We start from the raw sequence: 24078 nt of genomic DNA on the forward strand, positions 1-24078 counted from the left end.
GTCGCAACGCTCCGGCGCTTCGCTTTCCGTCTTCGCCAGTGTCCGATCGTGTTCTTGCAGACTGGGCTCGCGTGACGGTGGCCGCTGGCTGTGTGCGCGCACCTAGCGAGGCCCAAGTTGAAAGAGTACACAGCAGTTGTCACGCAGCAGATCAAGGAACAGATTTCCAAAGTTAAAGAAATCTTCCGCGACCATTCCCTTGCACCGGACACCTTCGACGCCGCGCGCGACGATGCCTTGCCCCTGCGTTCCGAATTATTCAGCGCCATGCAGATGGCCGCCCACGGCAAGCATGTGGCCACCGGCCATGCGGTGGGCAAGCATCATGGCCGCGACCGCCTGCTGGCGCGCCTGGCCGACAATGCGGCCCTGATCACGGCCACCGTCAACGAATTGACGGCGACCGTCAAAAGCGGGCGCCAGGTCACGCCCGCGTCGGAATGGCTGCTCGATAATTTTTATCTGATCGAAGAGCAGATCCGCACCACGCGGCGCCACCTGCCGAAGAACTACAGCAAGGAGCTGCCGCGATTGACGTCGGGCCCCGATGCCGGCTGCCCGCGCGTCTATAAAATTGCGCTGGAAATCATCTCGCACGGCGATGGCAGGGTCGACCTGGAAAATCTGTGCCACTTCGTCGAGGCCTACCAGGACGTGGCCACCTTAACCCTGGGCGAACTGTGGGCCGTGCCCATCATGTTGCGCCTGGCCCTGATCGAAAACCTGCGCCGCGTGGCCGTGCGCGTGGCCGACGACCGCACGCAGCGCGACCTGGCCAACACCTGGGCCGACCAGATGACGGAGATCGCCGAGCGCAATCCCAGCGGCTTGATCCTGCTGGTGGCCGACATGGCCCGTTCGAATCCGCCGATGACCAGCGCCTTCGTGGCCGAATTGTCGCGTCGCCTGCAGGGACAAAGTTCCTCGCTGACCCTGGCGCTGTCGTGGCTGACGCACAAGCTGGCCGAGTCGGGCCTCACCATCGAGCAGCAGATCCAGTCCGAGATCGGGCAGCAGGCGGCCGACCAGGTGTCGATCGCCAACAGCATCGGCAGCCTGCGTTTTCTCGGCACCATGGATTGGCAGGAATTCGTCGAGACCATGAGCGTGGTCGAGCAAACCTTGCGCCTGGACCCGGCCAGCACCTATGGCTTGATGGATTTCGCCACGCGCGACAGCTACCGCCACGCCATCGAACGCATCGCCAAGCGCAGCGCGCGCAGCGAAGTGGAAGTGGCCGAGATGGTGGTGCAACTGGCGCACACGCACGGCAACGGCAATGACGCGCGCCGCGGCCACATCGGCTTTTACTTGGTGGGGCGCGGCGTGCTGGTGCTGGAAAAGCAGGCAGGCGCGAAGCTGCCCTTTGTCGAGGCGCTGCAGCATACGGCGCGCGCCGCGCCGCTGGCCGTCTACCTGGGCGCCATCTGCTTCCTGAGCCTGGCGACGAGCGCCTTGCTGCTCGAGCGCGCCGTGCGCCATGGCGTGCAGGGCTGGCCCCTGGCAGCGCTGGGCGCGCTGGCGCTATTGGGCAGCAGCCAGCTGGCCGTGGCCGTGGTGAACTGGCTGGCGACCCTGATGACGTCGCCGCATCCGCTGCCGCGCATGGATTACCAGGCCGGCATTCCGTCGGACGCGCGCGGTATCGTTGTCGTGCCGACCCTGATCTACAGCCAGGAAAATGTGGCGGCCCTGTGCGAGGCGCTGGAAGTGCGTTATCTCGCCAACCGTGATCCGAACCTGCGTTTCTGCCTGCTGACGGACTTCGTCGACGCGCAAACGCAAACGATGCCCGGCGACGAAGCCCTGTTGCGCCAGGCGCAGGACACCATCCGCACCCTGAACGAGAAGTACCGCGTGGAGGGCGTCGAATTCAAGGAAAACGGCGACCCGGCCGACGCCGAGGAGCTGGGCCATGTCGGGCCGTTCCTGCTGCTGCACCGTCCGCGCCTGTGGAATTCGCAGCAGAATGCGTGGATGGGGCAGGAGCGCAAGCGCGGCAAATTGTCCGACCTGCACGCGTTCTTGCGCGGCGGCGCGCGCGACAAATTTTCGCTGGTGGAAGGCGAGTTGCGCGGTCTGCGCACGATCAAATACGTGATCACGCTCGACACGGATACGCAGCTGCCGCGCGACGCGGCGCGCGAATTCATCGCCACCATGATGCACCCGCTGAACCGCCCCGTGCTCGACGCGGCCGGCACGCGCGTGGTGGCCGGCTACGGCATCCTGCAGCCGCGCGTGGCCGTGGCGCTGCCCAGCGCGAACGCGTCGCGCTACGAGCTGCTGTGTGGCGGCGAACCGGGCATCGACCCGTACACGCGTACGGTTTCCGACCTGTACCAGGATGTGTTTTATGAAGGCTCGTTCATCGGCAAGGGCATCTATGACCTCGACATGTTCGAGCGCGTGCTGGGCCAGCGCCTGCCCGACAATAAAATCCTCAGCCACGATCTGCTGGAAGGTTGTTATTTGCGCGCGGGACTCCTGAGCGACTCGCAGCTGTACGAGGAATATCCGGCCCGCTACGACGCCGACGTGAGCCGCCGCCAGCGCTGGATCCGCGGCGACTGGCAATTGATCGGCTGGCTGCTGGGCCGTGTGCCGGGCCGCGCCGGCAAGCGCGAACGCAACCCGCTGTCGATGCTGTCGCGCTGGAAGCTGTTCGACAATCTGCGCCGCAGCGTCGTGGCGCCTGCGACCACCGTGTCGCTGCTGCTGGTGTGGGGCTTCTTGCCGCACGTGGCATTCTGGAGCGCGGCCGTGCTGGCCATCATCTTCCTGCCGCCCGTCTTTTCGGCCCTGTACGATCTGCTGCGCAAGCCACGCGACACCCTGTGGCGCCAGCACCTGGCCGCCTTCGAGCGGCGCTGCGGGGTGCAGTTTTCGCACGCCATGCTGACCCTCGTCTTCCTGCCGTACGAAGCGTGGATCAGCCTGGACGCCATCGCCCGCACCCTGTGGCGCCTGGGCGTGTCGCACAAGCATTTGCTTGACTGGCGCGCTTCGAACCTGCACAGCTCTTCCGGTTCACAGGCCGACAGCTGGCGCGCCATGTGGTGCTCGCCCGCGCTGGCGCTGGCCGCCTTCGGCGCCTTGCTCTACTGGCGCCCGGAAGCCTTGCCGGCCGCCGCCGTGGTGCTGTTGTTGTGGCTGGCCGCACCCGCCATCGCCTGGTGGATCAGCCGCCCCATCGAGCGGGCCGTGGCGCGTTTGTCGGCCGAGCAGGGACGTTTTTTGCACGGCGTGGCGCGCAAGACCTGGGCGTATTTCGACACTTTCGTCGGGCCGGACGATCACTGGCTGCCGCCCGATAACATGCAGGAGCATCCGAACCTGGTGGTGGCGCACCGCACCTCGCCGACGAATATCGGCCTGGCGCTGCTGGCCAACCTGACGGCCTACGATTTCGGCTACATCACCATGGGCCAGCTGATCGAACGCAGCCGTGCCACCTTGCACAGCATGGGGGAGCTGGAACGCTTCCAGGGCCACTTCTATAACTGGTACGACACGCAAACGCTCAAGGCGCTGCAGCCGATGTACATCTCGACAGTCGACAGCGGCAACCTGGCCGGCCATCTGCTGACCTTGCAGCCGGGACTGGTGGAACTGTATGACGCCCCGATCATCGGCGCGCAGGTGGTGCAGGGCATCCGCACGACGGCGCAGGTGCTGCAGGAATTCATCGCCGCCGAAGGCGAGGGCAAGGCCATGCGCGAGAGCATGACCCTGCTGCAGGCAGCGGCCGCTCCCGCCAGCCTGGCCGAATGGCATGCCTATCTCGCTGCCGCGAATGGCGCGGCCGATGCGCTGCTGTCGCTGACCCTGCAAAGCGAGGATGGCGAGCTGTCGATGTGGGCGGGTGCGCTGGCGCGCCAGTGCCGCGCGGCGCTGGCCGAATTGCTGCAACTGGCGCCCTGGGCGGCGCAGGCGGGCGTCGATGCGGCGCTGATGCGCGTGCCGACCCTGCGCGAACTGGCCAACCTGGAAGCGCCGCAAGGCACGCCTTCCGAACTGGCCGCCTTGCTGGCGCAAGGCCGCGAACAGGCGGGCCGCCACATGCGCGACATTGCCCATGCTGCGGGCCAGGCGCGCGACTTCGCGCAGATCGAATACGGCTTCCTGTATAACCCATCGACAAAACTGCTGGCCATCGGCTACAACGTCAGCGAACGGCGGCTGGACCCCAGCTACTACGATTTGCTCGCTTCCGAAGTGCGCCTGGCCAGCTTCATCGCCATCGCCCAGGGCCAGCTGCCGCAGGAGCACTGGTTCGCCCTGGGCCGCCAGCTGTGCATGGTGGCTGGCCAGCCCGTGCTGCTGTCGTGGAGCGGCTCGATGTTCGAGTACCTGATGCCGCTCCTGGTGATGCCGAACTACCCGAACACCTTGCTCGACCAGACCTACCACTCCGTCATCGAGGCGCAGATCGATTACGGGCGCCAGCGCGATGTGCCGTGGGGGATTTCCGAATCCGGCTACAACACGGTCGACGCCAGTTTGAACTATCAGTACCGCGCCTTCGGCGTGCCGGGGCTGGGCTTGAAGCGGGGCCTGGCCGACGACCTGGTGGTGGCGCCTTACGCCAGCATGATGGGGCTGATGGTGCAGCCGGAAGCGTCGTGCCAGAACCTGCAGCGCATGCAGGCGGCCGGCTACATGGGCCGCTACGGCTTTTTTGAGGCGATCGATTTCACCACGGCGCGCCTGCCGCGCGGGCAGGGCAGCGCCATCATCCGCTCCTTCATGGTGCACCACCAGGGCATGGGCTTTTTGGCCCTCAGCTACCTGCTGCACGACCGCCCGATGCAGCGCCGTTTCGAGTCCGATCCGCTGCTGCAATCGGCCTTGCTGGTGCTGCAGGAACGCACGCCGCAGGCAGGCGCGTTTTATTCGAACACGGCCGAACTGGCGGTGCTGCGCAGCGGCGCGCCCGAGCAGGCCATGCCGATGCGCATCCTCACGCAAGCCAACAGCGCCGTGCCCGAAACGCAGCTGCTGTCGAATGGCCGCTACCACGTCATGGTGAGCAATGCGGGCGGCAGTTACAGCCGCTGGAAAGACCTGTCCGTCACGCGCTGGCGCGAAGACAGCACGCGTGATAACTGGGGCAATTTCTGCTACCTGCGCGATCTCGATGATGGCGAAGTCTGGTCCACCATGTACCAGCCCACCCTGGCCGAACCGAAGAAATACGAAGTGATTTTTTCGGAAGGACGGGCCGAGTTCCGCCGTGCCGACCACGGCCTGGACCTGTACACGGAAATCGTCGTTTCGCCCGAGGACGACATCGAAATCCGGCGTACGCGCATCAGCAATAATTCGAACCGCCAGCGGCGCATCGAGATCACCAGCTTTGCCGAAGTGGTGATGGCGCCGGCGGCGGCCGATGCGGCCCATCCCGCGTTCAGCAAGCTGTTCGTGCAGACGGAAATCCTCGCGCATGAAAAGGCGATCCTGTGCACGCGCCGGCCCCGCTCGAAGGAGGAGCAGATGCCGTGGCTGCTGCATGTGATGACCGTGCACGATATCGAGCGCTACGAAGTATCGTTCGAGACGGACCGCGCGCGCTTCATCGGCCGCGGCAACACGGCGCAGCTGCCACAGGCGCTGCAGGAAAGTGGGCCGCTCAGTGGCGGCCACGGTTCCGTGCTCGACCCCATCGTGGCCATCCGCTACGTCATCACGCTCGAACCCGACCAGGCTGTCACGGTCGACAGCGTCACCGGCATGGCCGAGCAGCGCGATGCGGCCTTGCACCTGATCGACAAATACCAGGACCGCCATCTGGCCGACCGCGTGTTCGAACTGGCCTGGACGCACAGCCAGGTGGTGCTGCGCCAGTTGAACGCCAGCGAAGCGGACGCGCAGCTGTATGCGCGCCTGGCCAACGCCGTGATCTATCCGAATGCGGCCCTGCGTGCCGAAGCCAGCATCCTGATCAAGAACCAGCGCGGCCAGTCCGGCCTGTGGGCGTATGCCATTTCCGGCGACCTGCCCATCGTGCTGCTGCAGATACGCGACGCGGCCAATATCGAGCTGGCGCGCCAGATGGTGCAGGCGCATGCCTATTGGCGCCTGAAAGGATTGATCGTCGATCTGGTGATCTGGTACGAAGAGCAGTCGGGCTACCGCCAGCTGCTGCACGACCAGATCATGGGCCTGATTGCCTCGGGCATCGATGCGCAGGCGATCGACCGTCCGGGCGGCATCTTCGTGCGCCTGGCCGAGCAGATCGCCAATGAAGACCGCATCTTGCTGCAATCGGTGGCGCGCGCCATCATCAGCGACTTGCGCGGCACCCTGGCCGAGCAGGTCAAGCGCCCGCCGAGCCCCGTGCTGCGCATGCCGCCGCTGCTGCAGGACCCGGCCCGCGAACAGGGCGGCGTGCCGCACCGGGCGCCCAAGCGAGAGCTGATCCTGGAAAATGGCCTCGGTGGTTTCACACCCGACGGCCGCGAATACGTGATCACCACGGCAGAAGGCAAGCAGACGCCGGCGCCGTGGTCGAACGTGCTGGCCAATGCGCAATTCGGCACCGTGGTGTCGGAAGCGGGGCAGGCGTACACGTGGAGCGAGAATGCGCATGAATTCCGCCTCACGCCATGGCAGAACGACCCCGTGTCCGACCTGTCCGGCGAAGCGTTTTATGTGCGCGACGAGCAGACGGGCCAGTTCTGGTCGCCCTCGTCTTTACCCGCTCGCGGCAGCGGCGACTACGTGACGCGCCACGGTTTCGGCTACAGCATTTTCGAACACAGCGAAGGCGGCATCGCCACGGAGTTGTGCACCTATGTGGCGCTCGATGCGGCCGTCAAATATTCGGTGATCAAGGTGCGCAACGACAGCGGCGTGCCGCGCCGCCTGTCCGTTACCGGCTATGTGGAATGGGTGATGGCCGACCTGCGCGCCAAGTCCGGCATGCACGTGGCCACCGAGGTCGACACGATCAGCGGTGCCCTGTTTGCGCGCAATAACTACAACACGGAGTTTTCGGGCCGCGTCGGCTTCTTCAATACGGACGCCAGCATCCGCTCCATCACCTGCGACCGCAATGAATTCATCGGCCGCAACGGCAGCCTGGCGCAGCCGGCGGCGCTGCGCCGCGTGCGCCTGTCCGGCAAGGCTGGCACGGGACTGGACCAGTGTGCCGCCATCCAGGTGCCGTTCGAACTGCAGCCGGGGCAGGAGCGCGAAATCGTCTTTATCCTCGGCGTGGGCGGGCGCCGCAATGCCGACGCCAGCACCATGGTGCAGCGCCATGCGGGCAAGGAAGCGGCCCGCAGTGCGCTCGACGCGGTGCGCGCGCACTGGGAAAGTACCCTGGGCGCCGTGCGCATCGAAACGCCTGACCCGTCGCTCGACGTGATCGCCAATGGCTGGCTGATGTACCAGACCATCGCCTGCCGCCTGTGGGCGCGTAGCGGCTATTACCAGTCCGGCGGCGCCTACGGTTTCCGCGACCAGCTGCAAGATGCGATGGCCATGATCCACACGGCGCCGCAGCTGCTGCGCAAGCACTTGCTGCTGTGCGCGGCACACCAGTTTGTCGAGGGCGACGTGCAGCACTGGTGGCATCCGCCGTCGGACCGGGGCGTGCGCACGCACTGCTCCGACGATTACCTGTGGCTGCCGCTGGCCGCCTGCCGCTATGTGATCGCCACGGGCGACGTCAATGTGCTGTCGGAAGTGGCGCCCTTCATCGAGGGGCGCGCCGTCAAGCCGGAAGAGGATTCGTATTACGACCTGCCCGTGCGTTCGGGCGAATCGGCCGACCTGTACGAACACTGCGTGCGCGCCATCCGCCATGGCCTGCGCCTCGGCGTGCACGGCTTGCCGCTGATGGGGTCCTGTGACTGGAACGATGGCATGGACAAGGTGGGCGAGCATGGCAAGGGCGAGAGCGTGTGGCTGGCTTTCTTCCTGTATGAAGTGTTGCAGCGCTTTGCCGAAGTGGCCATGCTGCGCGGCGACGCCGCGTTCGCCCAGTTCTGCCGCGACGAAGCCGTGAAACTGGCCGCCAACGTCGAGGAGCATGCGTGGGACGGCGAGTGGTACCGGCGCGCGTATTTCGATGACGGCACGCCATTGGGTTCGCACACGAACGAGGAATGCCAGATCGATTCGATTTCGCAAAGCTGGGGCGTGCTGTCGGGCGCCGCCAACAAGGAGCGGGTCGCCGGCGCCATGCGCCAGGTCGATGCGCGCCTGGTGCGCCGCGATTCGGGCGTGATCCAGCTGCTCGATCCGCCGTTCGACAAGGCCGACCTCAATCCCGGCTACATCCGCGGCTATGTGCCGGGTGTGCGCGAGAACGGCGGTCAGTACACGCATGCTGCCATCTGGACGGCGATGGCGTTTGCCCGCATGGGCGACGGCGAAAAGGCGTGGGAATTGCTGCGCATGATCAGTCCCGTGCGCCATGGCGCAGACGCGCAGGCGGTGGCGCGCTACAAGGTGGAACCGTACGTGGTGACGGCCGACGTGTATGCCGTGGCGCCGCATGTGGGACGCGGCGGCTGGAGCTGGTACACGGGATCGTCGGGCTGGCTGTACCGGCTGATCGTCGAATCCCTGCTGGGATTGACGCGCGAAGCGAACGTGCTGCGCATGGCGCCGACGATGCCGGCCGAGTGGCGCAGCTTCAAGCTGCATTACCGCTTCGGCGCCAGCAGCTATGCCATCACGGTGGAGCAGGCGCAGGGGCGGCCTGCGGGATTGTCGCTCGATGGCGTGGCGCAGGGCGGCAACAGCATCGCCCTGCGCGACGAGGGCCGCGAGTATGCGGTGCTATTGCTGCTCTAGTCCTGCCCCCGTACTTGCCACGTATCGTGTTCGGGACGGCGCCGGCCTGCCAGTAGGATCAGGCCGGCGCCAAACAGCAGCAGGTCGCGCGTGCGCACTTCGGGCGCGGACGGCGTTGCCGCCTGGTGGTAGTTCACGGCTGCCGCCGTGGCGGCGGCAGGCTGGATGGCGCAAGCGGCCAGGCACAGCGCCGCCACTTTTCTATTTAACTGCATACATTCCTCAAGAAAGCGCGGTGGGCACCAAGTGGCACCGCGCCAGTGTTCATGTCGACGACATTGTAATTATAGACATGAATATTGTAAATGAGAAATTATCTAAAGCTCTCTCAAAACCCCAGGACGGCGCCTGCGCCCAGCAGGGTGGCCACGCCCAGCACGGCAAAGACCAGCGCCGCGATGCCATGCACGAGGCGCAGCGACACGCGGTTGGCGATCCTGTCGCCCAGGTAGACGGCCGGCACGTTGGCCAGCATCATGCCGAAGGTGGTGCCCAGCACGACGGAAACGATATCGTGATAACGCGCCGCCAGCGCCACCGTCGCCACCTGCGTCTTGTCGCCCATTTCCGCCATGAAGAAGGCGATCAGGGTGGTCAGGAAGACGCCGTATTTGGCCAGCTTCGTCTCGTCTTCATCGAGCTTGTCGGGGATCAGGGTCCAGGCGGCCATGGCCAGGAACGACACGCCCAGCACCCAGCGCAGCACGTCGGGTCCCAGCATGCTGGTGATCCAGGCGCCGACGGCGGCGGCGAACGCGTGGTTGGCGATGGTGGCGACGAAAATGGCCAGCACGATGGGTAGCGGCTTGCGGAATTTGGCGGCCAGTAGAAAGGCCAGGAGTTGGGTTTTGTCGCCGATTTCAGCGAGACCGACGATGCCGGTGGAGATGAGGAATGCTTCCATGAGATTGCAAGAGGTACGCGGGCCGGACGAATTAACCAATGATCCACGGGCGACTCCGGCCCATGCGGCCGCCCTGGATCAATGGTCTCGTCAAGTTCTGCAACCACCTGCACCATGGCCTGCGGGCCAATCATGTTGATACAGGTTCCCGCGGCAGGACCGCGGGACGACTACTCCCCAATGTTCGAGGCGCATCATACGCCAATGCCCGCGCCGGCGCCAGTAGCGCCGGGGCGCGGCACTGCCTGGTGTGTGGGACTTCGACAACAATGACCGGTTTGCAAACAGACTCGACTTAGAATGCAGTTCTGTCCACGACTCCCAGATGGAATGCGCCATGCCGGTCCTTGTCCGCTTGCTTGCCTTGTGTTTGACCTTGTTTGCTCCCTTGTCCGGCCTGTGCGCCGCCGCACCCTTCGACGACAAGTTCCGCCAGCTGGAAGAGCTGCTGCCCACGCCGAACAGCTACCGCACGGCTTCCGGCGCGCCGGGCCACGCCTACTGGCAGCAGCGCGCCGATTACGTGATCCGCGCCACGCTCGATGAGGAACGGCGCGCCATCACGGCCAGCGAGCAGATCACCTATCACAACCGCTCGCCCGACAGCCTGGCCTATCTGTGGCTGCAGCTGGACCAGAATGGCTTGCGCCAGGATGCCGACCAGCGCCGCGTATTGAGTGCCCCATCGCGCCAGGCCTGGCTGAGTAACAGCGAGGACGAGGCGCTGAAATTCGAGGACTTGCGCGCCATCCATGCGGGCCGCGAATTTGACGGCGGCTTCAAGCTTACCGCCGTGAAAGCGGCCAACGGCAAGCCGTTGCCGTATGTCGTCAACCAGACCATGCTGCGCATCGATCTGCCGGTGGCGCTGGCGCCCGGCCAGAGCATCACGTTCAATATCGATTGGTCGTATCAGATCAATGACCAGAAGGTGCTCGTCGAGCGCTCCGGCTACGAATATTTTGAAGACGACAAGAACACGATCTTCCAGATCGCGCAGTGGTTCCCCCGCATGGCCGCGTATTACGACGCCGTCGGCTGGCAGCACAAGCAGTTCCTCGGCTCCGGTGAATTCACCCTGGAATTTGGCGACTACGAGCTGTATCTGACGGTGCCGGGCGATCACGTGGTGGCCGCCACGGGAGAGCTGCAAAATCCTGCTAGCGTGCTGAGCGCGGCGCAGCGCGAGCGCCTGGCGAAGGCAAAAAACAGCACTACGCCGCTGCTGGTGATCACGCCGCAGGAAGCGCTGGCGGCGGAGAAGGGCAAGGCGGCCGGGATGAAAACCTGGCACTTCAAGGCGGCCAGTGTGCGCGACGTGGCGTGGGCGTCGAGCCGCAAGTTCATCTGGGATGCGCAGGGACTCGATAGCGGCGGCAAGCGCGTGATGGCCATGTCGTATTACCCGAACGAGGGCAATCCGCTGTGGCAGCAGTACAGCACGCGCGCCGTCGTGCATGCGATCGAGCAGTACAACAAATACAGTTTCGACTATCCGTATCCGAATGCGATTTCCGTCAACGGCGCCGTGGGCGGCATGGAGTACCCGATGATTGCGTTCAATGGCGGGCGCCCCGTGAAGGACAAGAAGACGGGAGAACGCACGTATTCGAAGACGACCAAATATGACCTGATCGGCGTGATCATCCACGAAGTGGGCCACAATTATTTTCCCATGATCGTCAACTCGGACGAGCGCCAGTGGACGTGGATGGACGAAGGTTTGAATTCCTTCCTGCAGTACCTGGCCGAGCAGGCGTGGGAAGAGCATTTCCCGTCCTGGAATGGCGAGCCGCGCAAGATCGTCGACTACATGCGCAGCCAGAACCAGGTGCCCATCATGACCAATTCCGAGTCCTTGCTGCAGTTCACGGCGAACGCCTACGACAAGCCGGCCACGGCCCTCAACATCCTGCGCGAGACCATCCTCGGACGCGAACTGTTCGACTTCGCCTTCAAGCAGTACGCGCTGCGCTGGAAGTTCAAGCGCCCGACGCCGGCCGACTTTTTCCGCACCATGGAAGACGCGTCCGGCACGGACCTGGACTGGTTCTGGCGCGGCTGGTTCTATACCACCGACGCGGTCGACATCAGCATCGACGGCATCAGCGAATATGGCGTGAGCACGAAGAATCCGGAAGTCGAGAAAGCGTGGAAGAAGGCGCAGAAAGACGCGCAGCCCATCTCGATCTCGGACCAGCGCAACAAGGCGCTGCCGAAGAAGATCGACATCGATCCCGCGCTGAAGGATTTCTACAACCAGCATGATGAATTCACGGTCACCAACAAGGACCGCAACAGCTATGCGGAAGAGCAGGAAACGCTGGAGCCGTGGGAGAGAAAGCTGCTGGAACAGCGCAACATGGGCAAGCATCTGTACCTGGTCGATTTTTCGAATCTCGGCGGCTTGGTGATGCCGCTGATCCTGGAAATCGAACTGAAAAGCGGCAAGAAGATCATCGAGCGCGTACCGGCGGAAGTGTGGCGCTATGCGCCGGACAAGATCAGCAAGGTGATCGTCACGGATGAACCGATGGTAGGGCTGGTGCAGGACCCGTACTGGGAGACGGCCGACATCGACACCAGCAACAATAGCTGGCCGAGAAAAATCACGCCATCGCGCCTGGAGCTGTTCAAGCAGGACCGCGACAAGAACAACCTGATGAAGGATTTTAATACGCCGCTCAAGGCGCCCGAGGCAAAGCCGGAAGCCAAGGCCGAGACGAAATAGGGAAACAGCGCCGGCCAGTCCGGCGCTTTTTTCTGCCGGCCTGCGCGGGAAGTGCTATTCTGCGCGACGCCCCGGCGCACACGGACCGGGGCTTTCGCAAATCATTCAAAAGACGACCATGCAAACTTTGACCTTCCTGCGCGCGCTGGGCTGTGCGCTACTTTGCCAGGTAACCCTGGCCGCGCACGCCGACCCCCTCAGCTACGCGCGCTACGACCAGGTGCGCACGCGCGACCTGCAGCTGGACCTGAAAGCGGACTTCAAGCAAAAGACCCTGTCCGGCTATGCCGAGCTGTCCTTGAACTGGATCGATCCTGCGGCGCGCACCCTGGTGCTCGACACGCGCGATTTGTCGATCGCAAAAGTGCAGGTACAGGACAAGCGCGGCGCCTGGCAGATGGCGCCGTACCAGCTGGACAAGGCCGACCCGGAAAAGGGCCAGGCGCTGCGCATCACCACCACGGGCCAGCCGGGCAAGGTGCGCGTCTACTATCACACGGCGCCGAACGCCATCGCGCTGCAGTGGCTCACGCCGCAGCAAACCATGTCGGGCAAGCTGCCATTCATGTTCAGCCAGTCGCAAAGCATCAACGCCCGCTCGTGGGTGCCATCGCAGGATACGCCGGCCGTGCGTTTTACGTATAGCGCGCGCATCGATGCGCCAGCGGGCATGCGCGTCGTGATGAGCGCCGAGAACGACGAAAAGGCGACGGGCAAGGGCGGCTGGAAATTCAGGATGCCGCAGCCGATTCCATCGTACCTGCTGGCCATTGCCATCGGCGAGCTGGAAGTGCGCAAACTCGGTCCCCGCTCCGCCGTGTATGCGGAACCGCCGCGCATCAAGGCGGCCGAATACGAACTGGCCGACACGGAAAAGATGATCCAGGCAGCCGAAGCGCTGTACGGCCCGTATGGATGGGGGCGCTACGACATGATCGTGCTGCCACCATCGTTCCCCTACGGCGGCATGGAAAACCCGCGCCTGACCTTCCTCACGCCGACCATGATCGCGGGCGACCGCAGCCTGGTCGACCTGATCGCGCATGAACTGGCCCACTCGTGGTCGGGCAACCTGGTCACCAACGCGTCGTGGAAGCACATGTGGCTCAATGAAGGCTTCACCACCTACGTCACGACGCGCATCGTCGAGCAGCTGTATGGCAGCGACGTGGCGCAGATGGGCGTGCAGGTCGACCAGGAAGAACTGGCCGCCTCGATCCGCGAACTACCGGCCGCGAAAACGGCGCTGATCACGCGCGACGCGGATGCCAATCCGGCCGAAACGTACACGGACGACGGCATCATCTACCCGAAAGGCGCCTGGTTCCTGGCCACGATGGAACGCCGCGCCGGCCGCGCCGTGTTCGATCCCTTCCTGCGCGGCTGGTTCGACCAGCACGCGTTCCAGAGCGTGACGACGGAGCAGTTCGTCGCCTACCTGCGCAAGAACCTGCTGGCGCAGCATCCGGACGTGATGCCCGAAGCGGAACTCGATGAATGGCTGTATGGCACAGGCGTGCCGGCCAGCGCGCAGCGTGTCGTCTCGCCGCGCCTGGCGCTGCTCGACCAGCACCGCGACGCCTGGCTCAAGGGCGAGCTGGCGACCAAGGACCTGGGCATGGACAAGTGGATCGCCATCGAATCGATGCACTTCCTGAACGACATCAACAACAAGGCCAGCGCGGCGCAATTGCGTGAGCTGGACCAGGCCTACGGCGTGGGCAAGAGCGGCAACAATGAAGTGGCCTACCGCTTCTACCTGGCCTCCGTGAACGCCGGCTACGACGTGCAGCAGCCCTTGCAGGCATTCCTGATGAGCGTGGGCCGCCAGAAGTTCGTCGTGCCCCTGTACAGCGCCTTGATGAAGACGCCCCAAGGCCATGCCTGGGCCAAGGACGTGTATGCGAAGGCGCGCGAACGCTACCACCCGGTGACGCAGGAAAGCGTCGACAAATTGATGGCCGCGCAAGCGCATTGAACTTCCTTTGGACATCCTCACCATGCATACCATGAACCGCCTCGCCGCCGCCATCGTGCTGGCGTTTTCCGGCATCGCCATGCCGGCGCTGGCCCTTGACGCCGCCCCCGTTGTCGCCGCCGCGCCGGTGCCCGCGCCGGCCTTCGACCTTGAGCGCGACGTCGCCACCGCCCTGAAAGTGTTCGACGTGCCTGGCATGGCGATCGCCATCGTCAAGGATGGCAAGGTCATCACCGCCAGGGGCTTTGGCGTGCGTAAGCTGGGCGAACCGGCCGCCGTCGATGCGAAGACCGTGTTCGAAGTGGCATCGAATTCGAAAGGCTTCACGGCCGCCGCGCTGGCCATGCTGGTCGACGAGGGCAAGCTGGCCTGGGACGATCCCGTCACCAAGCATTTGCCCGGCTTCCAGATGCACGATTCCTACGTGACGGGCGCCATGACCATCCGCGATTTGCTGACGCACCGCAGCGGCCTGGGCCTGGGCGCGGGCGACTTGCTGTGGTGGCCGACGACGACCTTCAGCACCGACGAGATCATCGAGAAGCTGCGCTACATCCGTCCGGCCACGAGTTTTCGCAACAGCTATGCCTACGATAACCTGCTGTACATCGTGGCCGGCAAGATCATCGCCGACAAGGCGGGGAAAAGCTGGGGCGAGGCCATGCATGAACGCATCCTGGCGCCGCTGGGCATGACGGGCACCACCACCAGCCTGGCTGAAAATGCGGGCAATCCCGACGTCGCCAATGCGCACAGCAAGATCGACGGCAAGATCGCCGCCGTCAAATCGATGCCCGTGCCGAACGCCGTGGGCGCCGTCGGCATCAACACGAATGCGGAAGATATCGCCAAGTGGATGATGGTGCTGCTCGACGGCGGCAAGATCGCCGGCGTGAAGGACAAGGATGGCAAGGACGCGCGCCTGTTCAGCGAAAAGCAGGGCCGCGAAATGTGGACGGCGCAAACGCCGATCAAGATCCCCGAGCCGAAACCGGCATTGGCCGCGACGAAACCGAACTTCAGCGCGTATGGCCTGGGCTTCCAGCTGCGCGACTACAAGGGCATGAAGGTGGCCATGCACGGCGGTGCGCTGCAGGGATTTTATTCGCGCGTGGTGATGGTGCCGGAAGCAAAGCTGGGCGTGGCCATCCTCACCAATGCGGAAAATGGCGGTTCCATGACGGCGCTGCAATGGCGCATCCTCGACCATTACCTGCAGGCGGCGCCATCGGACTGGCTGGCGTTGGTGGCCAAGGTGGAGCAGGATCAGCATGCGGAAGAAGTGAAAAAGCAGGGCAAGGCGTCGAGCGCGCGGGCGGCCAGATCGCAGCCATCGCTGCCGCTGGCATCGTACGACGGCGAGTATGAGGATGCCTGGTACGGCAAGGTCGTGATCAAGCCCGAGGGAAAAAAGCATATCCTCAGCTTCACGCGCACGCCGGACCTGACGGGCGAGCTGGAACACTGGCAGCACGACACCTTCATCGTGCGCTGGAAAGAGCGCAACTTCAACGCGGACGCCTACGTGACGTTCTCGCTCAATCCCGATGGCAGCATCGATCGGGTAAAGATGGCGCCTGTGTCGGCCGAGACGGATTTCAGCTACGACTTCCAGGACCTGAGCCTGGTGCCGGTGAAACCGAAGGAAGCGAAGAAATAAAGGGTCGATACCAAAACCGCAGCCTGTGCTGCGGTTTTTTTTCGCCCATTGCCATGCAAATGCGCGGCAGGAGGGCGGCGCGCCGGTTTTTATTCCATGAAATGGGGTGAAAAAGAAACGTTATCTTGTTTTCCTGTTTGCTTATTTAATAATTTTTCAAAGTGCTACTATTTCCGTGCGCCATGAAATTCGCCTGTCGGCAGGCGCTTGCTGGCGGCTGACGTCTTTGTCTTCCAGTGGTTTTTAGAACGACTCAACTTTGGGGAATGGGATAAAAATGATCAATGTGAAAAAAGCCGTATTTGTCTTTTGCGCCGCCGTCGGTTTTGCCGGCGCCATCAGTTCTTCCGCGTTTGCCCTGCCAACGCGCGAAACCTGCGAGGAAGCCTACACGGCCTGCGTGACGGACGGCGATGCCAACGCCTGCACCCTGGTCAAGCGCCTGTGCGGCGTCTACGGCATCCACCTGTAAGGCCGCATTCAATCCGGGATCGGGCGGCGCGCCGGAGTGGCGCGCCGCCGTTTGCTTTTTATGGCTTGATGAACTTCAGGGTCATGCGGTCGCTCTCTCCGATGGCCGTGTACTTGGCCCGGTCCACATCCTTGTTGGCGTAGGTGGGCGGCAGCGCCCAGACGCCCCCCTGGTGGTCCGCCGCGTCTTTCGGATTGGCGTTGATCTCCGATTTGGCCGCCAGTTTGAAACCCGCTCCTTCGGCCAGTTTGATCACATACGCTTCGTGCATGTAGCCGCTGCTGGCCGTGGCGTCCTGCGCCTTGCTCGCCGGCAGGCGATGCTCGACGACGCCGAACACGCCGCCCGGTTTCAGGCTGTCATACACTTCCTTGAACAGGGTCTGCATGCCCGCTTCGCCGATCGGTATCCAGTTGTGGATATTGCGGAAGGTGAGCACCATGTCGGCCGTGCCCTTGGGCGCGATGCGGTAGGTGGTGGGTGGCGCAAAGGCACCGATGTCCACCTTGCCGAAGGCGGCAGGATTGGCGTCGAGTTTTTGCTGGAAGCGCGCCGCGCCACGGCGCGCGCCTTCGCTGGCGGATTGCGGGTCGTTGCCGGCCGCGATCAGCTTGCCGTTGTCGCGCAGGTAGGGTGCCAGGATCTCCGTGTACCAGCCGCCGCCGGGCGCCAGTTCCACCACCGTCATGTTTGGCTTGATGCCGAAGAACGTCAGCGTTTCATACGGGTGGCGGGCGCTGTCGCGCAGCGCGTTGGCCGGCGTGCGCGCACTGCCGGCGATGGCCGCCTTCAGGGTCGCGTCGCCCGTATCGGCGGCCAGTGCCGCGCCGCTGCCGCCACAGGCCAGCATGACCGTCAGGGCCGCGGCCAGGGATACTCGCTTCATCATCATTTGCTCCATGCGTGATTGGATCGGTTGGTCAATTGGTGGCGATCGCCATCAACGCCGATCATCGGCCAAGCACGCTGGCTGGTCAAGCGGATTCCGTCCCCCATGCGGCGGCATACGCGGGCATGTCGCAGGTGTTGAGTGCATCGGCGATGGCCGCGCCACGGCCGTGCGTCAACGGCAGTTCGCCCGTCCAGACGGCATGCGCCATGTCGTCCGCATCGTCGAGCGGACCGCCCTTGCGCTGCTTGACGGCGTATTCGTCGAGCGCGATGCGCAGCACGGTGGTGGCCGCGTATTCCTTGGCGTTGCCGCCGCGCACGTGCGCCAGGCGTCCCGGCACCAGCTTTTCCATCAGCGCGTCCATGGCCGCATGCTGCTGGCCGATGTCGCTCACTTTCTCAAACTGCCCGTACACCATCGCCGAACGGTAGTTCATCGTGTGGTTGAAGGCGGAGCGCGCCAGCACCAGGCCGTCGAGATGGGTGACCGTCACGCACACGTCGCTGTCTTGCAGGAGCTTGAGCATGCGGCTGCCGTTCGAGCCATGGATGTACAGGTGGCCATCGATGCGCCAGCAGGCGGTCGGGATGCAATGGCTACCCTTGTCGTCGTGGAAGGCGATATGGCACAGGTAGGCGGCATCGAGAATGGCGTGCAAGGTGGCTTGCTCGTAGCTGGCCAGTTCGGCGACGCGGCGCACGCGGGTACGGGGGCTGGGAGGCAGGGCGGTAGCGGTCATGGCGGAAATCCGTTGGTTGAAGAGGCAGGCCGCACTATAATCGGCTTCTGGCCCTGAAAAAAGATCCAGAAGTGAGAAATAATATAGAGCCACAATGGAGGGGAGCGCATGGATTTCGCTTTGTTGCTGAACGCATTCGAGCGCACGCACCGCGAGCGGGGCTGGCCGCGCCAGCGCCTGTTGCATGAATGCCTGCGCGCGGCGATCCGCAGCGGCCAGCTGGCGCCGGGCACGCGCCTGGCCGCCACGCGCGTGCTGGCGGCCGAACTGGGGCTGGCGCGCAATACCGTGCTGTACGCCTACGAGCAATTGGCCAGCGAAGGGTTTGTCTTGCCGGACCGGCGCGGCACCGTCGTCGCCGGCAGCGTTGGCGTGCCGACCGCACCGCCAGTGAGCGCAGGCCAGGATGGCTTGTCGCGCCGCGCCCGGTATTTGCGCGGCGTGTCGGGACAGGATGCCAGCGCGGCGGTGGTGTTTCCCGCCGACGCCATGGGCGCGTTCGCGCCTGGGGTGCCGGCGCTCGATGAATTTCCGCTGGCGCAGTGGCGCCGCATGCTGGACCGCGCGTGGCGCGCGCTGACCCCGCGCCAGCTCAATTACGGCGACCCTGCCGGCGAGCCGCAGCTGCGCATGGCCATCGCCGAGCATTTGCGCGCCGCGCGCGGCGTCGTTTGCGATGCGGGCCAGGTGTTCATCACGGATGGCACGCAGAGCAGTCTCGATGTCTGCCTGCGCGCCTTTGCCGACCAGGGCGACACCTTGTGGATCGAGCATCCCGGCTATGGCGGCGCGCTGGCGGCGGGCCGTGGCGCCGGCTTGCAGGTGACGGGCATCGCCGTCGACATGGATGGCATCGCGCCGACGGATGACGACTGGCGCGCTATGCCGCCGCGCCTGATCTACACGACGCCGTCGCACCAGTATCCGACGGGCAGCGTGCTTAGTCCCGCGCGCCGCATGGCGCTGCTCGAACGCGCGCGTACGGCCGGCGCCCTGATCATCGAAGATGATTACGACAGCGAGTTTCGCCATGGCGGGCCACCGCTGGCAGCCATGCAGGGACTGGTGGCCGACGCGCCCATCGTGTACCTGGGCACCTTCAGCAAGACCATGTTTCCCGCCTTGCGCCTGGCCTTTATCGTCGTGCCGGCCGCGCTGGCCGGGGCCTTCGCGCAGATGCAGGCGCAGGGCGCCGCGCGGGGCCGCGTGGCCGAACAGCTGGCGCTGGCCGAGTTCCTGCGCAGCGGCCTGTTTGCGCGCCACGTGCGTCGCATGCGCCGCCTGTACCGCCAGCGGCGCGACGCCTTGAGCGAGGCGCTGCAGCGCCATGCGTGTGGCGGCGCGGCCATCCATGGCGGCACGGCCGGCATGCACCTTGCGCTGCGCTTTCACGATACGGCATGGGATGACCTGGCGCTGAGCCGCCGCGCCGCGCAGGACGGCATCGTGGCGCTGGCGTTGTCCGCGCATGGCACGGGAGAAGGGCCGGGCTGGAACGGTTTCCTGCTCGGTTATGCGCAGGTGCCGGCCGAGAACATGGATGGCCTGGCGCGCCGCCTGGGCGCGCTGCTGCCGGCGTGATGCGGTTATCTTATTGCTGGTCCTGCATCCACTGCTTCAAGCCGTTGACCCAGTTCTTGGCGGGCAGGTTGAACTGCTTCTTGATGGTGGCGGCGCGTTCGTATAAATCGCTGAAGTCGAGCGAGGGCGATTTTTTGAAGGCCAGCACGACGATGTTTTCATCTTCCATTTCCGGCACCCAGACGACGGCGTCGAAGACCAGTTCCATCGCCTGCAAATTCTTGTCGTAGTTGGGGAAGTCGCCGAAGACATTCGTGCACATGATGCCGTCGTCCGTCAGGCAGTCGAAGCAGGCCTGGTAAAACTCGGGCGTGTCGAGCACGGGGCCGCGCGCGTCCTCGTCGTACAGGTCCACTTGCAGCGCGTCGACGGTGCCGTGGTTGGCCGGGTCAAGCACAAAGTCGAGCGCATTCATTTCGCGCACGTCAAGGCGTGCGTCGTTTGGCGGCAGCGCGAACTGGGCGCCGCAGATGGCGATCACGTTCGGATTGAGTTCGATGGCCGTGACCGTGGCGTCGGGGAAGCGGCGGTAGCTGAACTTGGTCAGCGCGGCGCTGCCCAGGCCCAGCTGCACGATGCGTCTGGGCTGCGTCTTGAACAGCATCCACATCATCATCATCTGCACGTATTCGAGTTCGATAGCGTCGGGTTTGTCGAGGCGCATGGCGCCTTGCACCCACTTGGTGCCCAGGTGCAGGTAGCGGATGCCGCGGTGTTCGGTGGTGGTGGCGGGCGGGTGGCCCGGGTGGCTGAAAGCGGTGTGGCTGGTGGAGGTAAAGTCGGTCGTCATGGCGTCAGTTTAGCAGCCGCCAAAAAAAAAGACGCCGGGGCGTCTTTTGGGAGGAGCGTTCAAGATTGCTTGCGGCGTCGCGCCAGGAAGCCGAGTATGCTCAGGCCAGCGAGCAGCATGCCATAGGTTTCCGGTTCAGGAACGGGAGCCAGGTTCAGGTTGAAGACGCCGCCATAGCTGCCGCCCTTGGTGTTGCCCATGACGGTCAGGACCAGCGGGCCATTGAACAGGACGCTCGTCGGTGCCAGTATTTCACCCTGGGCATAGCCAAAGACGGTGGGGCCGCCAAAGCCGGTCAGTCCTATGCCGTTCAGGTCGGCACTGGTGAAGTGGATGGAGGAGCTGTCCGTGCCCGTAACGGACAGGTTGGCCAGGAAGGCTTGCGCGGTGGAACCGAAGGTGGCATTCGGCGTAAACGTGAAGGTATCCGTGAAGTCGCCGAGGGGGCTGGGTACGGCGTTGAAACCGCTGGTCCACAGATTGCCCGTGGTATTGACGAGGTTGACGGTGTAGGCGGTGGCGCTGGCGCTGCCGATGGAGGCGGCGCTGAGTACTGCCGCTGCGATGAGTGATTTTAGTTTCATGTTGATCCCCGCGAAAAAACGATTAATGTTTCAAAAAAACCGTACCGCGCTGATAAATTATCGCCAAGACAATTCATTGTCAATGAGCTATTTTTATATCATTATGAAAACTTAAATAGCTTATTTCTAACACACGGGCATGGCGTTCATGAAGTTGCAATATTAAAAACTATAATTATTAATATTGCACTGAAAAATAATTGCGGATGGTGTGATTTAAAAATCGTTGCAGAGGAACTAATTTCTGTCTGGCAAAGGCAGAATCAAGGTCACCGCCAGGCCGCCGCCTTCTCGGTTGGCCAGGGTGATGCGCCCGCCATGGGCTTCGGCGATTTCGCGCGCCAGGGCCAGGCCCAGTCCCGTGCCGCTGCGCTTGGTGGAATAAAACGGCACCAGCGCGTTTTCCAGCACGGCGCCGCTCATCCCCGGTCCGCGGTCGCGCACTTCGATGCGCAGCTGACCATGCGCCTGGCTGACGTGCAGGCCGATATGCTCTTCCCGGGAGCCCGATTCCAGCGCATTCTTGAGCAGGTTCAGCAGTGCTTGCTGCATTTGCGCCGCATCGAACAAGGCCGCCTGCGCGGGCGGGGGGCCATCCAGCGTGAAGGCCGCTTGCGAGGCCAGGCTGTCGAGGAAGGGTTGCCATTCGCACGGCGCCACGCGCGGCGCGGGCAGCTTGGCAAAGCGCGCATAGCCCAGGATGAAGGTTTCCAGGTGACGCGTGCGTTCCTCGATGGTGGCGAGGATCTGCGGCAAGCGCTCCGTCTGGCCGCGGCGCACCAGCTCGGCGCCGGAATGGGCCAGCGAGGCCAGTGGCGCCAGCGAGTTGTTGAGCTCATGGCTGATGACGCGGATGACTTTTTTCCAGGTCTGCACTTCCTGGCGCCGCAGTTCCAGCGTCAGCTGGCGCAACAGCAGCAGTTCGTGCTTGCGCCCGTTCAGGCTGAAGCTGCGCCGCGCCAGGTGATATACCTCTTCCTGTTCCCCTTCACCGCTGGTAAACAGGCCGTCGTTGCGGCGCGCCAGTGCTTCGGCCAGGGCCGGCGCCGCCTCGCGCACGATGTCGGTCAGATGGTGCCCTTCGAGCCGGCGGCCGTGATGCAGCAGCTGGCGCGCGGCCAGGTTGGCGTAGACGATGGCGCTGCCCTCGGCCACCAGCAGCATGGCCACCGGCGTGTTTTGCACCATGGTGTCGAGCAGCAGTTCGCGCTGCACCAGGTCCAGGCGCTGCTTGCGCAGCACGTCGCCCAGCGCATTGTGGGCCGCCACTAGGTCCGCCAGTTCATCGTTCTGCGGCCAGCGCAGGCTGAAGCCGAAGTCGCCGTCCTGGTAGCTGGCCACCGTGCCGCTCAAGGCGCGAAACAGCGACAGCATCGATTGCAGCTGCGCGCGGATGGTAATGACGGCCACCGGCAGCACGCACAGCAGGGTGCCGGCCAGCACCAGCAGCGGCTGGCCCGGCAAAAAATGCGCGAGCAGCAGGGCGATGCCGATGCCCAGCACCAGCAAGGTGACGATCAGCGCCGTCCAGCGCGTGAGCAGGGAGAGGCGCATGGGGCGGTAGGCCATCAGCCGCGCGCGATGCCCAGGCGTTCCATGCGCCGGTACAGCGCCTGGCGCGACAGCCCCAGTTCCTGCGCCGCCTGCGCCACCACGCCGTGCGCACGCGCGAGCGCCGCGCTGACGCTGTCGCGGTCCGGCTCCGTCGCGGCGCCATCCTGCGGCGCGCGCGGCGATGCCACACCGGTCAGCGGCAGGCCCGTTTCCAGCGCGCCGATCACCGGGCCGGCCGTCAGCAGGCTGGCGCGCTGCATGACGTTTTTCAGTTCGCGCACATTGCCCGGCCAGCCGTGCGCCAGCAAAGTCGCCTCCGCCTGCGTGTCCAGCGTCTTTTCGCTGCCCAGGAAATGCCGCGCCAGCACCAGGATGTCCAGCGGTCGCTGGGCCAGCGGCGGCAATCGCAATTCGATCACGTTCAGGCGGTAGAACAGGTCTTCGCGAAACGTGCCGGCCTTGATCATCGCCGGCAGGTCGGCATTGCTGGCGCTGATGACGCGTACTTTCACCTGCCGTTCGCGGTTCGAGCCGAGGCGCTCGAAGCGTCCCGTTTCGAGCACGCGCAGCAGTTTCATTTGTCCGGCCAGCGGCAGGTTGCCGATCTCGTCGAGGAACAGGGTGCCGCCGTCGGCCGCGTCGAACTTGCCGTCGCGTGCGCGCGTGATGCCCGTGTAGGCGCCCGCTTCCGCGCCGAACAGTTCCGCCTCGATCAGCTCCACTGGCACGGCGCCGCAATTGAGCACGACGAAGGGGCCGCTGGCGACCTGGGAATTGGCTTGCACGATGGCGGCGATGCGTTCCTTGCCGCTGCCGTTCGGCCCCGAAATGAGCACGGGCACGTCGGCGCGCGCCACCTGGCACGCCAGGTGCACGACTCGTTCCGTGGCCGGGTCTTGCCACACCATGCCGCGCAAGTCGAAATCGTGTTCCAGGGCGTGGCGCTGGCGCTGTTCGGCCACCACGCGCTGGCGCAGCGCGCGATTGGCCTGCCCCAGCTCCAGCAGGTTCTGCACGCTGGCGATCAGGCGCCGGTCATCCCATGGCTTGGCCAGGTAGTCGGCCGCGCCGGACTTGATCAGGTCCACGGCCGCGTCGAGCTGGGTCCATGCCGTCAGCAGGATCACGGGCAGGTCCGGGTAGCGCGCGCGGATCGCGTGGAACAGCGCGCCGCCTTCCTCGCCCGACGTGGTGTCGGCCGTGAAGTTCATGTCCTGCACCACCAGGTCGATGGCGTGGCGTTCCAGCAGGTGCAAGCCCTCCTCGGGCGAGGCGGCGCGCACGGCGTCGATCTCGTGCAGCGAGAACAGCACGTCCAGCGCGATGGCCACGGCGGCATTGTCGTCAATAATCAGTACGGTAGGCATGCGCGCAGCATATCACTC

General features: G+C 64.5%; 14 protein-coding genes and 1 riboswitch. Of the genes, 6 read left to right on the forward strand and 8 right to left on the reverse strand.

Translation table 11 applies throughout. From position 1 onward, the window contains the following. Positions 1-180 precede the first annotated feature (180 nt). On the forward strand, positions 181-8808 hold the full coding sequence (locus VM94_RS02810) for a GH36-type glycosyl hydrolase domain-containing protein (RefSeq protein WP_046682111.1): 8628 nt from the start codon (positions 181-183) through the stop codon (positions 8806-8808). Here the strand turns inward: VM94_RS02810 and VM94_RS02815 are convergent. Then, positions 8805-9023 (reverse strand): hypothetical protein, encoded by a 219-nt coding sequence (locus VM94_RS02815; protein ID WP_138828935.1) that lies wholly within the window; start codon positions 9021-9023, stop codon positions 8805-8807. The two genes, VM94_RS02810 and VM94_RS02815, sit on opposite strands and share 4 nt — an antisense overlap. Positions 9024-9136: 113 nt before the next feature. Beyond that, positions 9137-9712 (reverse strand): TMEM165/GDT1 family protein, encoded by a 576-nt coding sequence (locus tag VM94_RS02820; protein ID WP_046682094.1) that lies wholly within the window; start codon positions 9710-9712, stop codon positions 9137-9139. Positions 9713-9733: 21 nt separating this feature from the next. Then, positions 9734-9903: riboswitch (yybP-ykoY riboswitch) on the reverse strand. 146 nt (positions 9904-10049) lie between these two features. On the opposite strand from VM94_RS02820, the gene VM94_RS02825 reads away from it, so the two are divergent. The 4 genes from VM94_RS02825 (at position 10050) to VM94_RS02840 (ending at position 16553) form a co-directional block, all read left to right on the forward strand. Continuing rightward, positions 10050-12443 carry a M1 family aminopeptidase gene (locus tag VM94_RS02825; RefSeq protein WP_046682112.1) on the forward strand — a complete coding sequence of 798 codons (2394 nt, stop codon included), beginning with the start codon at positions 10050-10052 and terminating at the stop codon, positions 12441-12443. A 118-nt stretch (positions 12444-12561) separates the two neighbouring features. Continuing rightward, positions 12562-14421, forward strand: coding sequence for a M1 family metallopeptidase (locus tag VM94_RS02830; protein ID WP_046682095.1), 1860 nt, complete (start codon positions 12562-12564; stop codon positions 14419-14421). 22 nt (positions 14422-14443) lie between these two features. Next, positions 14444-16081, forward strand: coding sequence for a serine hydrolase (locus tag VM94_RS02835; RefSeq protein WP_046682113.1), 1638 nt, complete (start codon positions 14444-14446; stop codon positions 16079-16081). A 277-nt stretch (positions 16082-16358) separates the two neighbouring features. Further along, entirely contained in the window at positions 16359-16553 is a 195-nt protein-coding gene (locus VM94_RS02840) for a hypothetical protein (protein WP_046682096.1), read from the forward strand. Between the two features lie 58 nt (positions 16554-16611). Here VM94_RS02840 and VM94_RS02845 read toward each other — a convergent pair whose 3' ends face one another. Both VM94_RS02845 and VM94_RS02850 read right to left on the reverse strand, forming a co-directional pair. Beyond that, positions 16612-17442 carry a class I SAM-dependent methyltransferase gene (locus tag VM94_RS02845; RefSeq protein ID WP_082127524.1) on the reverse strand — a complete coding sequence of 277 codons (831 nt, stop codon included), beginning with the start codon at positions 17440-17442 and terminating at the stop codon, positions 16612-16614. 85 nt (positions 17443-17527) lie between these two features. Beyond that, a complete protein-coding gene (locus VM94_RS02850; protein ID WP_046682097.1) occupies positions 17528-18184 on the reverse strand; it encodes a pyridoxamine 5'-phosphate oxidase family protein in 657 nt (218 codons plus the stop codon). Positions 18185-18292: 108 nt separating this feature from the next. On the opposite strand from VM94_RS02850, the gene pdxR reads away from it, so the two are divergent. Next, positions 18293-19765 carry a MocR-like pyridoxine biosynthesis transcription factor PdxR gene (gene pdxR / locus VM94_RS02855; protein ID WP_046682098.1) on the forward strand — a complete coding sequence of 491 codons (1473 nt, stop codon included), beginning with the start codon at positions 18293-18295 and terminating at the stop codon, positions 19763-19765. Positions 19766-19775: 10 nt separating this feature from the next. Here the strand turns inward: pdxR and VM94_RS02860 are convergent, their stop codons facing one another. The 4 genes from VM94_RS02860 to VM94_RS02875 form a co-directional block, all read right to left on the reverse strand. After that, positions 19776-20555, reverse strand: a complete 780-nt coding sequence (locus VM94_RS02860) for a spermidine synthase (RefSeq protein ID WP_046682099.1) — start codon at positions 20553-20555, stop codon at positions 19776-19778. 59 nt (positions 20556-20614) lie between these two features. Next, a complete protein-coding gene (locus VM94_RS02865; RefSeq protein ID WP_046682100.1) occupies positions 20615-21139 on the reverse strand; it encodes an FxDxF family PEP-CTERM protein in 525 nt (174 codons plus the stop codon). 237 nt (positions 21140-21376) lie between these two features. Then, positions 21377-22693: a sensor histidine kinase gene (locus VM94_RS02870; RefSeq protein WP_046682115.1), complete on the reverse strand. Its 1317-nt coding sequence runs from the start codon at positions 22691-22693 to the stop codon at positions 21377-21379. A 14-nt stretch (positions 22694-22707) separates the two neighbouring features. Beyond that, entirely contained in the window at positions 22708-24060 is a 1353-nt protein-coding gene (locus VM94_RS02875) for a sigma-54-dependent transcriptional regulator (RefSeq protein WP_046682101.1), read from the reverse strand. Positions 24061-24078: the final 18 nt, after the last annotated feature.

Source organism: Janthinobacterium sp. KBS0711, from assembly GCF_000988085.1.
Taxonomy (GTDB): Bacteria; Pseudomonadota; Gammaproteobacteria; order Burkholderiales; family Burkholderiaceae_D; genus Janthinobacterium; species Janthinobacterium lividum_E.